The organism is Rhodococcus sp. SG20037 (assembly GCF_031763325.1).
GTDB classification, from domain to species: Bacteria; Actinomycetota; Actinomycetes; order Mycobacteriales; family Mycobacteriaceae; genus Rhodococcus_F; species Rhodococcus_F qingshengii.
Genome location: NZ_CP134497.1, coordinates 420131 through 435208, shown reverse-complemented (window position 1 = coordinate 435208; position 15078 = coordinate 420131). Strand labels below are relative to the sequence as shown.

Annotated in this window: 16 protein-coding genes; 12 read left to right on the top strand and 4 right to left on the bottom strand. The window is 60.8% G+C overall.

What is annotated here, in order from left to right; genetic code table 11:
* A complete protein-coding gene (locus tag RHP72_RS02070) occupies positions 1 to 672 on the top strand; it encodes a response regulator transcription factor (protein WP_007731581.1) in 672 nt (223 codons plus the stop codon).
* Between the two features lie 39 nt (positions 673 to 711).
* Positions 712 to 1491 (top strand): helix-turn-helix domain-containing protein, encoded by a 780-nt coding sequence (locus RHP72_RS02065; RefSeq protein WP_003943809.1) that lies wholly within the window; start codon positions 712 to 714, stop codon positions 1489 to 1491.
* 22 nt (positions 1492 to 1513) lie between these two features.
* Here RHP72_RS02065 and RHP72_RS02060 read toward each other — a convergent pair whose 3' ends face one another.
* Positions 1514 to 2803, bottom strand: a complete 1290-nt coding sequence (locus RHP72_RS02060) for an MFS transporter (RefSeq protein ID WP_030535736.1) — start codon at positions 2801 to 2803, stop codon at positions 1514 to 1516.
* Positions 2804 to 2829: 26 nt separating this feature from the next.
* A complete protein-coding gene (argE, locus tag RHP72_RS02055; RefSeq protein ID WP_234551114.1) occupies positions 2830 to 4017 on the bottom strand; it encodes an acetylornithine deacetylase in 1188 nt (395 codons plus the stop codon).
* 111 nt (positions 4018 to 4128) lie between these two features.
* On the opposite strand from argE, the gene RHP72_RS02050 reads away from it, so the two are divergent.
* From RHP72_RS02050 to RHP72_RS02030, 5 genes are all read left to right on the top strand, one after another.
* Positions 4129 to 5196, top strand: a complete 1068-nt coding sequence (locus tag RHP72_RS02050) for an Lrp/AsnC family transcriptional regulator (protein WP_064073653.1) — start codon at positions 4129 to 4131, stop codon at positions 5194 to 5196.
* A 51-nt stretch (positions 5197 to 5247) separates the two neighbouring features.
* On the top strand, positions 5248 to 5808 hold the full coding sequence (locus tag RHP72_RS02045; RefSeq protein WP_007731584.1) for a TIGR03086 family metal-binding protein: 561 nt from the start codon (positions 5248 to 5250) through the stop codon (positions 5806 to 5808).
* Positions 5809 to 5859: 51 nt separating this feature from the next.
* Complete coding sequence (locus tag RHP72_RS02040; protein ID WP_019746515.1) at positions 5860 to 6468, top strand: TetR/AcrR family transcriptional regulator; 609 nt, start codon at positions 5860 to 5862, stop codon at positions 6466 to 6468.
* A gap of 1 nt (position 6469) precedes the next feature.
* The gene (gene gluQRS, locus RHP72_RS02035) at positions 6470 to 7366 is read left to right on the top strand and encodes a tRNA glutamyl-Q(34) synthetase GluQRS (protein WP_261256873.1); all 897 of its coding nucleotides are present in this window, start codon (positions 6470 to 6472) and stop codon (positions 7364 to 7366) included.
* Between the two features lie 255 nt (positions 7367 to 7621).
* Positions 7622 to 8362 (top strand): EAL domain-containing protein, encoded by a 741-nt coding sequence (locus RHP72_RS02030; protein ID WP_003943863.1) that lies wholly within the window; start codon positions 7622 to 7624, stop codon positions 8360 to 8362.
* A gap of 28 nt (positions 8363 to 8390) precedes the next feature.
* Here the strand turns inward: RHP72_RS02030 and RHP72_RS02025 are convergent, their stop codons facing one another.
* Positions 8391 to 9044: a DUF4190 domain-containing protein gene (locus RHP72_RS02025; RefSeq protein WP_047271551.1), complete on the bottom strand. Its 654-nt coding sequence runs from the start codon at positions 9042 to 9044 to the stop codon at positions 8391 to 8393.
* A 130-nt stretch (positions 9045 to 9174) separates the two neighbouring features.
* On the opposite strand from RHP72_RS02025, the gene RHP72_RS02020 reads away from it, so the two are divergent.
* From RHP72_RS02020 to RHP72_RS02010, 3 genes are all read left to right on the top strand, one after another.
* Positions 9175 to 9894, top strand: coding sequence for an RDD family protein (locus tag RHP72_RS02020; RefSeq protein ID WP_047271549.1), 720 nt, complete (start codon positions 9175 to 9177; stop codon positions 9892 to 9894).
* A gap of 8 nt (positions 9895 to 9902) precedes the next feature.
* Positions 9903 to 10868 (top strand): hypothetical protein, encoded by a 966-nt coding sequence (locus RHP72_RS02015; RefSeq protein ID WP_223304518.1) that lies wholly within the window; start codon positions 9903 to 9905, stop codon positions 10866 to 10868.
* Positions 10869 to 10985: 117 nt separating this feature from the next.
* Positions 10986 to 11720, top strand: a complete 735-nt coding sequence (locus RHP72_RS02010) for a queuosine precursor transporter (protein ID WP_030535741.1) — start codon at positions 10986 to 10988, stop codon at positions 11718 to 11720.
* Here the strand turns inward: RHP72_RS02010 and tgt are convergent.
* On the bottom strand, positions 11711 to 13000 hold the full coding sequence (gene tgt / locus RHP72_RS02005) for a tRNA guanosine(34) transglycosylase Tgt (protein ID WP_311094243.1): 1290 nt from the start codon (positions 12998 to 13000) through the stop codon (positions 11711 to 11713). The two genes, RHP72_RS02010 and tgt, sit on opposite strands and share 10 nt — an antisense overlap.
* A gap of 191 nt (positions 13001 to 13191) precedes the next feature.
* Here tgt and RHP72_RS02000 point away from each other — a divergent pair, with 191 nt between their 5' ends.
* Positions 13192 to 13983, top strand: coding sequence for an enoyl-CoA hydratase/isomerase family protein (locus RHP72_RS02000; RefSeq protein ID WP_020723626.1), 792 nt, complete (start codon positions 13192 to 13194; stop codon positions 13981 to 13983).
* A gap of 26 nt (positions 13984 to 14009) precedes the next feature.
* On the top strand, positions 14010 to 14981 hold the full coding sequence (locus RHP72_RS01995; protein WP_311094242.1) for an ABC transporter substrate-binding protein: 972 nt from the start codon (positions 14010 to 14012) through the stop codon (positions 14979 to 14981).
* The last annotated feature ends 97 nt before the right edge of the window (positions 14982 to 15078 follow it).

Below are 15078 nucleotides of genomic sequence, written 5' to 3'. Positions count from 1 at the left end.
GTGAGCTTGATACTTGCAGCTACCGATCGTTCGGAGCTTGCCCAGACGCTTGGTACCGAATTAATACATTTCGGGCACCAGATACAGCTCGTCCGCACCGGGCGTCGACTACTCGATGACCTGGACACCGACAGTTTCGATATCGCCGTGATCGATCTCCTTCTGCCGGACATCGACGGCTACGAGATCGCACGGCAGATCCGCTTGCGCAGTTCGATGCCGATCATGATGCTGGTGGATACCTACGAGGACATCGACGAAGCACCACATCGCGCTGTCTCGGACTTTGTGCTGAACCCGATCGATTCTCACGCGCTCGATCTTCGGGTCACCGCAATCCTTCGTGAAACCGCACATCCCGCCCCCGGCAAACACCAACGTCACGGTGACCTGCTCCTCGATCGACGTGCGATGACGGCGACGATGGGCGGAAAGCTGCTGGTCCTCAGTCGGACCGAATGGCGGGTACTCCTGGAGCTGTCGACCGAGCCTGGGCGCGTGTACTCACGTGATCACCTGATCCGAAACGTGTGGGGTTCCGACCACGAAAGGACGCGTGTAGTCGACGCAACCATTCTCAGCCTGCGGTCCAAACTCGAATCCGATCCCGCGAAACCGAAGTACATCAAAACCATCAGGGGATTCGGATACCGCTTCGGCCCGGTCGACTGAAGTCGCCTTCGTGTCGGTGCCGCTCGATAAGCTCTTGTCATGGGTTGGTACACACCACAATCGGTCGCCCCGGATCTCTCCGACATCCTGGTGTGTGGCTGGACGGCGTGCGCAGAAGGAGAACACCTCCTCGTGCCCGATGCTTGCATGGACGTGCTGTGGATACGCGGCGTCGGCATACGCGTCTGTGGCCCCGAAACCGCTGCATGGTCATTCACTCTTCCGCCCGGAACACGCTCCGTGGGTGTTCGATTCCGCCCTGGATCGGCATCGCCGATGTTGCGAACCTCGGCGTCCGAGCTTCGGGATTCTCGCGCCGATCTCAGCGATGTAACCGACGCACGCACGGAACGAATACTGTTGAACCGCTTGGAAAATTCCGAAGACCACGAACAGGTCTCCATCCTCGAAAGCGCTGTTCGGAGTTGGGTAAGTTCGAGTTTCCGTCACGATCCGGTGATCAACCACGTTCGCACCGCACTGTCCGAACATTCGTGGAATGTCAGCTCTCTCGCCGACGCGGCGGCACTGACTTCGCGCCAACTCCAACGTCGATGCAACGACGCCTTCGGATACGGCCCGGCAACGCTGCGCTCGATCCTGCGCCTCCAGCGCTTCATGGCGCTCGCTCGCAGTCGACCCGCGCTGGGACTCGCTGAATCCGCCGCCCACTGCGGATTCAGCGATCAGGCCCACTTGACCCGTGAATGCCGCCGAATCTCGTCGCTGACCCCGGCGGCTCTACTCCGCACCCAAGCCCCCGACTGGCACGGGTCGGATACCGTTGTCGCGCTGGCGGAGGGAGACGCGGTCGCGTAATCCCGACCGCGCTCCCCCGCCGTCACTTCTGGCTGAAAAGCGTCCTTGCCGACCACAGCCCACCGAGGGAAAGAACTGCGACCGTCATGTAGTAGTAACTGGGGGCGTCGAGCGAGCCTGTTGTACTGATCAACCAGGTCAAGACCAACGGCGCGATTCCGCCGAGCAAAGTCACTCCGAGGTTGTACGACAATGACATTCCGGTAGCCCGGATCTCTGCCGGGAACAGCGAACTCATCAGGGCGGGCAAGGGACCGAAGGCAAACGCCATGATGACACCCAGGACCGAAACAACCAGGACGAGGGTCAGAGTCGACGGGTGATCGACCATCAATTTGAAGAGCGGCCAGGCCAAGACGATTGCCGCAACGGCGGCCCAGGTCATAACTCTCGCCGGTCCGACCCGGTCTGCTAGATGACCGATCAACGGCACGGTGATCAAGGTGACCAGTCCGGCGACGATGCCGCCGAGATAGCCGGCCGAGGCGGATACTCCGAGGTTCTTCACGGCAAACGTCGGCATGTACAAGATGAGATAGATCGAGATCGTCGCGACGCCCACTACTGCGGCACCGGTCAGCACCCGGCCGAGATGCCTGGTCAGCGTCGTCTTCAGCGGAGCCCTTTCCGGAACGCTCGTCTTGAAATCGTCCGTTTCGTCAAGCTTGGCACGGATGTAGAGTCCGACCGGCCCGACGATGATGCCGAAGAAGAACGGAACGCGCCAGCCCCACGAGTAGAGCGCTTCATGCGAAAGGTGGGTGTTGAGCACGTATCCGAACAGCGATGCCAGGAAAACCGAGGCACCCTGGCTGGCAACTTGCCAGGAAGAGTAGAACGCCTTCTTGTGTGGCGCAGTCTCCACGAGGAAGGTTGTAGCAGTACCGAATTCACCGCCGGCGGAGAATCCTTGAATGAGACGCGAAACAAGGATGACGACGCCGGCCCACGGTCCGATCATCGAGGTCGTCGGCGCCACGGCCATGATGAGCGTGCCGATCATCATCAGCATCATCGTCAACGTCAAGGCGTTCTTGCGCCCGCGACGATCGGCGTAGCTACCGAGAACCATCCCGCCAAGCGGCCGGATGACGTACGAGATCGCAAACGTCGCGAACGTCAGTATCAAACCGAGCGTGTTGTCGCCGCCGGGAAAGAAATTATGGGCGATCACCACTGCGAATGATGCGTAGACGATGACGTCGAACCATTCGAGCGCAGCGCCGAGCGAACTGCTGATCACCGCCTTGCGAGCAGCGGCCAGGCGTTCCGGGGTGACTGTTCCGGAGGTTGGCGTAGTTGCCGTGGACATGGTTTTCCTTAGGGGGTCAGGGTGGGTCAGGCGCGGGCGTGAGCGATGACGTTCCGAACGAACTGCTCGCACTGTGCCAATTGGTCAAGTGTCACGTACTCGTCAGGTGCATGCGCCTGAGTGATGCTTCCCGGCCCACACACGACAGTGGGGATACCGATAGTCGCGAACATCCCGGCCTCGGTGGCGTACGCGACCTTTTCGTCCGATGCCCGACCACCCCATTGTTCGACCAGTGCGGCCGCCGAAGCATTCGCATCCGTCTCCAGGGGAGGGACCGAGGCCGACACGTGCATCGTCACGGAGGCTGACGGGTTTTCTTCCCGCATCAGGTTCTCGATCCGATTCGTCTCGGCGGCAAAGCGTTCGAGCAAATCTGCGGCGCCAGCTGAGCTGATGCTCCTGAACTCGAAAGTGATGGAGCAATCCTCGGGGACAGTGTTCACTGCGATCCCGCCGGATACGAGATTGACCGAACACGTCGTCCAGGCCACGTCGAATGCGTCGTCGTACGGGCCGGACGCACGGAGCTCGTCGGCCGCGCTTCTGACGAATCGAATCAACTCCGCGCCGTATTCGATCGCGTTGACTCCTTTCGGAGTAAGCGACGAGTGCGCCGAAACACCATGCAGATCAACACGTATGACGTTCATCGACTTGTGTGCGCGAATGACCCGCATCTCCGACGGCTCTCCGACGACGCACACATCAGGGCGCAGGTTCCGGGAAACAACCTCCTCGACCAACCCGGCCGCACCGATGCAGCCGACTTCCTCGTCGTAGGAGAATGCAAAGTGAATCGGCTTCGCCAGCGGCCGAGCAACGATGTCGGGGATCGCAGCGACGACGATCCCGATGAACGACTTCATGTCGCACGTGCCACGTCCGTACAGGCTTCCGTCGCGAACGTCGGGCGCGAAAGGGTCGCTACTCCAGTCTTGATCGTCGACCGGCACTACGTCTGTATGGCCGGAGAACATCACACCGCCGGCAGTACTTCCGTCAGGAGGAGTGAACGTTGCCAACAAGTTGAGCTTCGTTCCCTCGTCATCGGCAACAAGTACCGGCTCGACCCCATGGCGACGTAGTTCCGCCGCAATGAGATCGATCAACGGTCGATTGCTCACGGCACTCGTCGTATCGATTCCGATGAGGCGTTGCACCCACTCGAGGCTTCTCTCTGTCGGAACAGCGGGCAACGTGGTCGATGACATCTGGTTTCTCCTTTCACAGCATGAACGCGGTGGGCACTCGCCACCGCGTTCTGCCCTTCGAGCATGAATGAAGTGATCCCAGACACAATGAAGATGCACGATACTTGCACCATGATCGAAGAAACGCAGGATTCCGCCGTACTGGACGACGTCGACCTCGCCCTGATCAATTGCCTGCAACTCGACCCGCGAGCGTCGTGGCGCACGGTTGGCGACGCGCTCAAAGTGGATCCGGTTACCGTGGCTCGCCGCTGGCAGCGGTTACAGGATTCCGGCACCGCCTGGGTCTCTGCCAGGGCAACCGGCCATGGCCGTCCGGAGTCGTGTCTGGCTTTTGTCGAAGTCGACTGCACGACTTCGAACGCGTTGACGATTGCAGAACGACTTGCCCGCTGGCCGCACGTACTGAGCGTCGAACACACAAGCGGCCCAGGCGACTTGACACTTCTCGTCGAGGTCAGAGACATGGCTTTCCTGTCGCGCTTCCTGCTTCGGTCGCTCGCGTCGGTACCCGGGATCGTCAGTTCGCGTGCACACCTCGTCACCGAGGTCTTCGCGATCGGAGACGACTGGAAATTGCAGGTACTCGATGCCGCGCAGCGAGCGACGATGACAGACCGGCCTGTGCGATACAAATACGCGCCGACGGATCAGCGCCATCACGGGAAGACGTTCGACGCGGTCGATCGCCAATTGATATTGAAGCTGGGCGAGGACGGTCGATCCTCGATTGCCGAGCTCACGGTCGGTACCGGCCTCAGCGAAAGTACGGTCAGGCGGCGACTTGCCGAATTGACGTCGCGCAACCAGATCGTGTTCCGCTGCGACGTGTCTCTGCCACTGTCCGGCTGGCCCCTCGTGACCTGGGTGTGGGGATATGTCGATCCCACGGACCGGTCGACGATTCGTGCCCTGGTGGAGCGAGTGCCGGGAACGCGGGTGTGCATGCGGATATCCGGTGGACGCGCCAACACACTGCTCGCGATCGCCGCACACTCCCTTCGCGAAACTCCCATTACCGAAGTACAACTCGCACAAGAGGCACCGGGCCTGGTGGTGCTGAACAGGTCAGTGGTGCTGCGATCGATGAAGAGGGTGGGCCGACTTCTCGACGACGAGGGCAAGAGTGCCGGGGTTGTACCGATGGACATCTGGGCGGAAGCCCCGGAGATCGAGTGAATGTCCGAAATAATCAATCACGATGCGCTGTGGCGGTGAAGGATTGTTGTCATGACTTCAACAGAGATCTCCCCCGCCCAGCGTTATCGGGATCTGGCCGCCGGATTCACGGCCCGGATCGACGCCGTACCCGCCGACCGCTGGGACGACGATTCCCCCTGCGAGGGCTGGACCGCCCGCGACGTGGTGAGACACGTGCTCGACAGCGAACGAGACATGGTCAAGGTAGTCGGCCTGGAATTGGCACCCGGTCCGTCGGTCGACGACGACCCGTCGGCAGCCTGGGCGGCCGTCCGCGATTCGATGCAGGAAATTCTGGACGATCCGGCAAAGTCCACCCTGGAATACGACGGACACTTCGGCAGGACCAACCTCGGGGCCACGGTCGAAGGGTTTTTGTGTTTCGATCTGGTCATCCACGGTTGGGACCTCGCGGCCGCAACCGGCACCGATACGACGATGCGAGACGCGGACGTGGAGTGGGTGTCGGAGATCGCCGCGGGCCTGGGCGAGTCGATCCGCATGAGCGGTGTGTGCGGCCCGGAAATACAGGTTCCGGACAACGCTGACAAAGCGACGAAACTCCTTGCCTTCCTCGGCCGGAAGGCGTGAAAAAGCACCCCTGACGTGGGCATTACTTCCATACGCATGTAATGTCGCGGTATGCCGGAACGCCGAAAATCCTCCACGAGTCCAGACCTGCTTGCGGCGGCATTGTTCGATGTCGCCGCGGAATCCGGACTGGAAAATGCCAGCGTTCGCGAGGTCGCAAAACGGGCGGGTGTCTCGATCGGCGCAGTGCAACATCATTTCTCGACCAAGGACGAGATGTTCGCATTCGCACTGCGAACACTCGTCGATCGATTGTTGACGCGACTGGCCGAATCGTCCGCCGACGCAGACCCGCATACCGCCCTGTTCCAGGCACTCTCGCAACTCCTGCCCCTCGACGAGCAACGCACGCGCGAGGCACATGTGCTCGCCGCGTTTGCCGTGCGTGCCGCAACCAGTGAGTCACTCTCCGAAATCCGCCGGACAACCCTGTTCACAATCCGCACCGGCATCTCGACAGTTCTGATCGGCATCGGAACTCCCGAAGCGGAAACCAGAGCGGCACTTCTGCTTTCAACCGTCAATGGATTGGCACTCGACGCACTCGGAAGCCCCGCCATGTATCCGCCGCAGTACCTCGATCACGCTTTGGAAACCCAGATCCGCCTCACCCTGCACGACGCCGAGAACCCGCTCGCCTCCGTCGGGCTCGCCAGCTGACGTGGAAGGAGCAGGACGCTTCGCGCCGAGCCCGTCTGGCGATCTCCATCTGGGAAACCTCCGAACCGCCCTCTTGGCTTGGCTTTTCGCCCGCACCAGCGGGCGCGACTTCCTCATTCGGGTAGAGGATCTCGACCGTGTCCGCCCCGGCGCGATGGAACGACAACTCGACGATCTGCGCAGGCTCGGCCTCACGTGGGACGGCCCAGTCGTATTGCAGTCACACCGTCTTCCCTTGTACCACAAGGCTATCGACCAATTGCGCGAGCGTGACCTGACCTATCCCTGCTTCTGCACACGCAAGGAGATCCTGCAGGCACCGTCAGCGCCCCATGCTCCAGACGGCGCCTACCCCGGCACGTGTCGGAACCTTTCGGAGGCCGAACGCGCCGAGAAATCGGCAAGTGGCCGATCTCCCGCGCTGAGGCTACGGGCCGGCATCGACTCGTTCACCGTCCATGACGAACTGTTCGGCGAGGTGACGGGACCAGTCGACGACGTCGTCCTGCTCCGCGGAGACGGGGTGCCCGCTTACAACCTTGCCGTTGTCGTCGACGACGGTGCACAGAACATCGACCAGGTGGTTCGCGGCGACGACCTCCTGACCTCGGCTCCACGTCAGGCATACCTTGCCCAGCTGCTCGACATCGAACCACCGTCGTACGCCCACGTTCCTCTTGCCTTGAACAGTGAAGGCAAGCGACTCGCGAAGCGCGACGGCGCAGTGACTCTGGCAGATCAACTCGAGGCCGGACGCAGTACCGAGCAGGTTCTGACGATGATCGCGTCGAGCATCGGTCTCGCCGAACCCGGCGAGGTTGTCACATCACCCCAATTGGCGGATCGATTCGACTCTCGCAAGATCCCCCGGACCCCGTGGATTTTCCCGGCGAAGTAAGTGACGTATCAATCGGTGCCTCGTCGGAACAAAACTACGATTGTCCGATATGACAAAGCCGTCCGCAATAGCTATTCGTTGGCAATTCTCGAATAGTGAAGTACGGTCGAGACTGGCGAAGGAAATTCCGGGCGAGTTGTTCCTGCAAAACCACGCCCGGGATCTGAACCTGGAATCCGACCACAGTACCCACTTGCAGCATCCACGCTGACACGCACGTGCGGCACGGGCGACTCAGGACGAAAAGGAATACGCATGGTCCGCGAGCTTCGCGAGGCACTCGACGACCATCAATTCGAGGTGTTGTATCAACCCCAGGTCAATCTGAACTCGTCAGCAATTATCAGCTATGAAGCTCTTTTGCGTTGGCGTCATCCGCTGCGAGGGTTGATCGAACCTCAAGATTTCATGCGCTCCGCCGAATCCTCTGGGCTCATCATTCCCATCGGGCTACAAGCTCTGGAAATGATTTGTGCCCAAACAGCGTCGTGGCCTGAGCACATGATGGTCGCGGTCAACTTTTCACCTCGCCAACTCGCTACCCCGCACGCCGCTCACGAGATCCTCGGAGCCCTCGACAGTTCACAAACGCCACTGAGCAGAATAATCGTGGAAGTCACCGAACTCGGCGTCGTAGGCCGGCATGCCGCCGAGACTCTTCACGTCTTGCACAACGAGGGAATTCGAATCGCGCTGGATGATTTCGGGGCGGGCTTCGCGTCTTTCTCCGCATTGTCGGAATTGCCGCTCGACATTCTCAAGATCGACCAATCCTTGACCTGGGCCGTCAGCGCAGCGGGTCGTGCTGGAGACCGTGCCTTCATGGTCATGGAGTCCATCGCCGACATCGCTCGGAAGCTAGGGCTTGATTCGATCGCAGAGGGCGTCGAAACCGCGGAACACGCAGCCAACGTCTTGCGGGCCGGCTGCGACATGGGCCAGGGCTATTACTTCGGCAAGCCACTTCCTGCGTCGTCCGTCGTCACTCCCGTGTGAGCGCTCGCCACTTCAGCACGACGACACTTCAGTACGACGACGATGCACTCGCTATGAGTGCGACCACGAGAATCACGGCAAAAATTGCCAAGAAGGCCGCGCCGACCGCAATTCCGGCTATCGCAAGCCCGCGCCCCTGTTGACCTGTCTGCTTGATCTGATTGAGCGCGACAATTCCCAGAATGATTCCGACGATTCCGCCGAGACTGTAAAAGCAACCACCCGCAAGCGATACAACCAGCGATGCAATTGCGAGACCATTGGTGCCGACCGGCTGCATCGGCGGTGCGTACCCACCCGCGAATTGATTCGGTTGACCGTACGGGTTCGGAGGTTGGCCGTACTGAGGCTGTCCGTATTGAGCTTGTCCGTATTGTCCGGATTGCTGATATTGATTCTGCTGATACTGATTTTGCGGTCCGAAATTCTGCGGCGGCAGGTACGGGTTCGGTTCACCGATTCCGCCCGGCTGGGGGTTATTACCGGGCGGGTTGTACGACGGCGGTGGATAACCCGGGTACTGCTCGTTGGGAGTGGTATATCCGGGAACTTCAGGTGAAGACTGCGTTTCGGACGGGGACACGCCGTACCCCTCAGGAGGCAGGCTCGGAAATTCTCCGTACCCAGGTTTTGCCTGGTAATCGCTCGAAGAATCGTCGTTGTTGCCCCCGGAACTCGTCATACAACGCAGCCTAAACCACAGGTGACCTCCGAATCCAAGTGAGCAGATGTCATCCACATCGCTCTTTGATCCCAGTAGGGTCATATCCACTGTCACACTCGAGCGCGATATTTACGACTGAGGGGAACACATGACAACCGGTGGGTACGACCCCAACCAGAATCCAGAAGGCGGGAAGCAATTCCCACCCCAGGATCCATATGGCCAGCAGGGAACACCTCCTCCCGGAAGTTACCCCCCTCCCGCAGGCCCCCCGCAAGGCGGAAGCTACCCGCCCCCGCAGGGCGGAAACTTCCCGCCCCCTCAGGGTGGCAACTACCCGCCTCCCGGTGGATACCCGCCGCCGCCCCAGGGCGGAAACTTCCCGCCGCCTCCGCAGTTCAACGACCAAGGTGCGTACGGCGGAGGAAACCGGCTGCCTTCGGGTGCTCAGCCGGGCGATCTGTGGATTCGACTCGGTGCCCGCATCATCGACGGCATCATCGTCGGCGTCATCGCCGCGATTCTGGCTCTATTGGTCAGTGACTCCGACAGCTTGATTCTGGTCTCGGGACTGTTCTCGGGAATTCTGACCTTCGCTTACTTCATCGCAATGGAAGTAACGCAGGGTCGGACTTTGGGAAAGATGATTCTGGGCCTTTCAGTACACGGTCCGGGTGGCGCACCTCGCCCCTCCGTCCAGCAGTCTGCGATTCGCAACGCCTTCACGTTGCTCTCGATCATTCCGATCATCGGCGGAATCCTCGCGTTGGTCGCCTACATCGTCATCGCGGTCACGATCAACAACAGCCCCACCAAGCAGGGCAAGCATGACGAGCTCGCTGGTGGAACTCAGGTAGTCAAGGGTTAGGTGCGCATATGACAACCGGTGGGCACGACCCCAACCAGAATCCCGAGGACGGAAAGCAATTCCCGCCCCAGGATCCCTACGGCCAGCAGGGAACGCCTCCTCCTGGGAGCTATCCCCCGCCGGCGGGGCCTCCGCAGGGCGGAAGCTACCCGCCGCCCGGTGGATACCCCCCACCTCCTCAAGGTGGCAATTACCCGCCGCCAGGTGGATATCCGCCGCCTCCGCAGGGTGGAAGCTATCCCCCTCCCGGAGGCAACTACCCACCGCCCGGTGGATACCCGCCACCTCCCGGAGGCGGTAACTTCCCACCGCCGCCCGCCAACGACTACGGCGCAGGATTCGGTGGACCGCAGCTTTCTGTGGGTGCGGCAATTACCTACGGCTGGAACAAGTTCAAAGACAACGCATTGGTTTGGATCGGAATCTCGATCATCGCGTTCTTGATCGCCGGACTGATCCAGGGCGCTTTCAACGGCTTCGACTACACCAACACAGAGTTCAGCGCGCTGTCCATTGTGGGTGGATTGGTCACCGCTATCGTCGGCTACATCATCCAAGCCGCATTCCTTCGTGGAGCGTTGAGCGAATTGGATGGAATCAAGCCGGCTTTCGGCACCTTCTTCCAATTCACCAACATCGGCGCAGTTGTTCTCGGCGGTTTCCTGGTAGCAGTGGCAACTTACGTCGGTTTGGCTCTCTGCATCATTCCCGGCATCATCGCGGCGTTCCTGCTCTACTACACGCTGACCTTCATCGTGGACAAGAATCAGGATGCGATTTCGGGCATCAAATCGAGTTACGCGTTGACCTCGTCGAACGTCGGAACGTTGGTCCTGCTGGCGCTCGCTCTGATCGGTATCAACATCGTCGGTGCGCTGCTGTGTGGAATCGGTCTTCTGGTGACGGCGCCCGTCGCGTTGATCGCCAGCACCTACGCATACCGCGTGCTGACCGGCGGCCATGTAGCTGCCTGATCCGTTCGTTTGCATCACCGAAGGCCCTGCGGTTCCACGTGAAACCGCAGGGCCTTCGGTGTGTTCTGCGCAACTGGACGGTCGCCAACTCGCATCCGAGCGCCTTGTGGTGCTTGGATGACGGACGTGACAGCTCAGGATCAGCAAGACGAATCGACCCACGAAACCAAATTTGCGCACGTCAGCCGGGGTTATTACCCGACGATCGTCGCGCTCTTCACCGCAACGCTGCTGATCTCGAACGTGGCGGCGACCAAGGGGGTCGCCTTCTTTGCGGATTCCGACTTCTCGCTCGGTCCCTTGCAGATTCTGCCCATCATCACCGATGGTGGATTTTTCTTGTTCCCGCTCGCCTACGTCCTCGGTGACGTGCTCAGCGAGGTCTACGGCTTCAAAGCGACCCGACGCGCGATCTACCTGGGCTTCGGCGCACTGATTCTTGCCGCTGCGTGCTTCTGGATTGCAGTGCAACTCCCGTCGGCAGAGTTCTACGAGAACCAGGCCGCCCTCGAAACCGTGGTCGGTGTCATTCCCCGGCTACTGGTCGCGGGCTTGGCCGCCTACCTCGTCGGACAGCTACTGAACTCACTGGTTCTGGTCATGATGAAAAAGCGCATGCAGGAGAAGCATCTGTGGGCGCGGCTGATCGGCTCGACCGTCGTCGGCGAATTCGCCGATACCCTCATCTTCTGTTCCATCGCGGCCGGTGTCATCGGCATCAGCACATGGGAAGACTTCATCAACTACGTGCTGGTCGGCTTCCTGTGGAAGACGCTTGTCGAGGTTCTGGTCATGCCGATCACCTACCGCGTCATCGCATACGTGAAGAAGCGCGAACCGACCTACGCCTGAGGTGCAGGCGTCTTCGCCGCGTAGAACTTTCCGAGCATGTCCGCCTTGAAGTCGTGGAAATACCCACCTTCGATGCTGGCTCGGATATCGTCGACCAACTTCACGGTGAATCGCTCGTTGTGGATGGTGCAGAGCGTCGACGCGAGCATTTCCTTCGCCTTGAACAGGTGATGGATGTACGCGCGGGTGTAATTGGCGCACGTGTAGCAGTCGCACTCGTCGTCGATAGGCGTGAAGTCACGACGGAATCGGCTGGTGTTGATGTTGAACCTGCCGGAGCGGACGTAAATCGCAGCATTGCGAGCAACACGCGACGGGTTGACGCAGTCGAAGGTGTCCGCACCGTTCTCGATTGCGACGAAGAAGTCGTCCGGTTCACTGATGCCGAGCATATGACGCGGCTTGTTCTCGGGTAGTTCCTCGTTACACCAACGCACGATCGTTCCGAGGTTCTGCTTCTCGAGGGCGCCGCCGATGCCGTAGCCGTCGAAGCCGTATCCGTTCTCGCCTTCGATCGACTCGAGTCCGCGGCAGGCTTGACGTCGCAGATCTTCGTACTGCGCGCCTTGGATCACGCCGAAGAGAGCCTGATAGGGCTTGTCAGCGCGTTCGGCGGTGAGCTTCTCGTGTTCATTGATACAGCGGATCGCCCACGCCTGCGTGCGCTCGACCGATCGCTCCTGGTAGCCGCGGGTGTTGAGCAGCGTTGTGAGCTCGTCGAACGCGAACATGATGTCGGCGCCGAGCTGATGCTGGATCTGCATCGACACCTCGGGGGTGAAGCGATGCTTACTGCCGTCGAGGTGCGATTTGAACGTCACGCCCTCGTCGTCGACTGTCGCGAGACGCTCCTTGCCCTTCGCGATGACGTCGTCGGACTGCACACTGACGGCCTCCATCGCGAGCACCTTCTTGAACCCGACACCAAGCGACATGACTTGGAAGCCACCGCTGTCGGTGAAGGTGGGCCCGTCCCAGTTCATGAACTTGCCCAGCCCGCCGGCCTCGTCGACGATGTCGGGTCCCGGCTGCAAGTACAGGTGGTACGCATTGGCGAGCAACGACTGCGCACCGAGTTCCTTCATGGACTCGGGCAGCACGGCCTTGACCGTGGCCTTGGTTCCGACGGCCACGAACGACGGCGTCGCGATATCGCCGTGCGGTGTGTGGATGGTTCCGGTTCGTCCGAGCCGGTCCTCGAGCCTGGTCCCTATCGTGAAAATCGACTCGGGACGCTTGTCGACGACGGGCTCGGGCGGTGTCGGTACTGCAGAAGTCACGGGCTCAATCCTGTCACAGGAGCAAATATCGCCGTGATCACAGCGAAGAAAGTTCCTACGCGATCAGCATCCGCATTGGTCTACTGACCGAACCCGAGCGGTACCGCCGCGTGAGGGTCCCCACCATACTTCCCACTACACATCCCCCGGCTCGACCGGTTTACCCCGCCAACCCGCTGACAGGAGCTCACTTGACGAGACAGACCGGCCAGACCTACAACTTCGTCACCGTCGACGTCACAGACTCGATTGCCACCGTGACTATCGACAAACCTCCAGCCAACGCATTCAACCCCAGCATGATCGCCGAGCTTCTGGAGATACTGCCGGTACTCGCGTCGGACCAGACCGTCCGCGTCATTGTCGTGACGGGCACTGGACGGTTCTTCGTCGCCGGTGCGGACATCACCGTGATGCGCGAGCTGACGGAAGAAACTCAGCGCGCGATGCGCCCGTGGGTCGACGTACAGCGGATCCTCGAGTCGGCTCCCAAACCTGTCGTCGCGAAGATCAACGGGCACGCACTCGGCGGCGGAGCAGAACTGACGTTGGCCTGCGACTTCCGCATCATGGCGCAGTCGGCGACCATCGGCTTCCCCGAGATCGGACTTGGGCTTTTTCCGGGTGCCGGTGGCAGCCAGCGACTTCCACGCCTCATCGGGGCTCACCGAGCCAAAGTGCTCATGATCGAAGGCAAGCGCCTCAGCGCCGAGCATGCACTCGATATCGGCCTGGTCGACACCGTCGTTGCGGACGCCGACCTCGATGCGCATTGCGCTGACCTCGCACGCGAACTCGCGACGAAACCCACTGCCACCATCGGAATGATCAAACGCATTGTCGACGAGGGCATGTCGTTGCCGCTCGATCAAGCGCTGGATCTCGAATTCGAGGCAGTGCTCGACCTGATCAAGACGGACGACGCTGCTGAGGGACTTCAGTCATTCCTCGACAAGCGGTCCCCCACCTTCACGGGACGCTGACAGCTCCCATTTACCGAGAGGCCATCATGCTCAACAAATTTCAGAAGAAATGGGTGGGCGCAGTCGCTTCTCTCGCCGCCCTGACGATCGCGGTCAGCGGATGCACCCGGCCCGCTACCGACAACTCCGCGGAAAGTGGTGACCTGGTACGGATCGCGGTGGGTGTAGACCCGTCGTACGCCCCGATTTTCCTGGCCGACCACGAGGGCATGTTCGAGGCCGCCGGCCTCGACGTCCAGGTCATCCAGACCGAAGGCGGGGCGGCGGGCGCCCAGAACGTCGTAGCCGGAACTTCGGAACTCTCCGGCAATGCCGACTCGACGGCACTGTCCGTCATGGCCGCCAATCCGAGCCTGCGGGCGCTGGGCGTATTTCAGGAATCCGACCGATACTTCCAGGTTGTACTGAGGAATGGCGTCGAGCCGAAGTCGATCAAGACCATGGGCGTCTTCCCCGGCATCGGCCTCTACTTCACGAACCAGTACCTGGCCAGTCTCGGCATCGACCCCACGACGGTCACACTCGTGAGCACAAGCCCGCCCGAACAGCCTGCTTTGCTGGCGCGCGGTGACATCGACGGCTTCCTGTCCTTCGACCCCTGGGTGACGCAGAGTGTCAATACCGGCGGGCGCGTTGTTGCCACGACCGGCGACTTCGGCGCCAAGTACGCCCAATGGATCATCGCTTCGGACAACTGGTTGTCCGCGAACGAAGAAACCGCAGGCAAGGTGTTCAAGGTGATCTCGGAAGCGTCGGCAATCGTGAACTCGGATCCGGATCGGGCTGCAACCGCAATTGCCGCGTCTATACAGATGGACCCGGCCGAGGCCGCAGACCGGGTGACCCAAATCGATTTCGGTGGACGCGGATTCACCGAGGACGACGTGGAGCGCGCAAACGAACTTGTTGCATTCTTCCGCGAGCAGGGCAAGATCTCCGCGGACATCGATCCGTCCGCTGTCCTCCTCTCGGGATGGTTCGAGCAGAACGCCGCCTGAGCGGAGAGTGAGAACGGGTCCGGTGGGCAGACCGAAATCATGTCGCCCACCGGCCCGCAGAACTACGTTCGACTCCAGTCGGTTCGGCGATATCTTT

What these genes read in the sequence shown, in the direction of transcription:
- RHP72_RS02065 (WP_003943809.1), top strand. Translation starts at nt 712, where the DNA reads ATGGGTTGGTACACACCACAATCGGTCGCCCCGGATCTCTCCGACATC.
- RHP72_RS02060 (WP_030535736.1), bottom strand. Translation starts at nt 2,803, where the DNA reads ATGTCCACGGCAACTACGCCAACCTCCGGAACAGTCACCCCGGAACGC.
- argE (WP_234551114.1), bottom strand. Translation starts at nt 4,017, where the DNA reads ATGTCATCGACCACGTTGCCCGCTGTTCCGACAGAGAGAAGCCTCGAG.
- RHP72_RS02050 (WP_064073653.1), top strand. Translation starts at nt 4,129, where the DNA reads ATGATCGAAGAAACGCAGGATTCCGCCGTACTGGACGACGTCGACCTC.
- RHP72_RS02045 (WP_007731584.1), top strand. Translation starts at nt 5,248, where the DNA reads ATGACTTCAACAGAGATCTCCCCCGCCCAGCGTTATCGGGATCTGGCC.
- RHP72_RS02040 (WP_019746515.1), top strand. Translation starts at nt 5,860, where the DNA reads ATGCCGGAACGCCGAAAATCCTCCACGAGTCCAGACCTGCTTGCGGCG.
- RHP72_RS02030 (WP_003943863.1), top strand. Translation starts at nt 7,622, where the DNA reads ATGGTCCGCGAGCTTCGCGAGGCACTCGACGACCATCAATTCGAGGTG.
- RHP72_RS02025 (WP_047271551.1), bottom strand. Translation starts at nt 9,044, where the DNA reads ATGACGAGTTCCGGGGGCAACAACGACGATTCTTCGAGCGATTACCAG.
- RHP72_RS02020 (WP_047271549.1), top strand. Translation starts at nt 9,175, where the DNA reads ATGACAACCGGTGGGTACGACCCCAACCAGAATCCAGAAGGCGGGAAG.
- RHP72_RS02015 (WP_223304518.1), top strand. Translation starts at nt 9,903, where the DNA reads ATGACAACCGGTGGGCACGACCCCAACCAGAATCCCGAGGACGGAAAG.
- RHP72_RS02010 (WP_030535741.1), top strand. Translation starts at nt 10,986, where the DNA reads ATGACGGACGTGACAGCTCAGGATCAGCAAGACGAATCGACCCACGAA.
- RHP72_RS01995 (WP_311094242.1), top strand. Translation starts at nt 14,010, where the DNA reads ATGCTCAACAAATTTCAGAAGAAATGGGTGGGCGCAGTCGCTTCTCTC.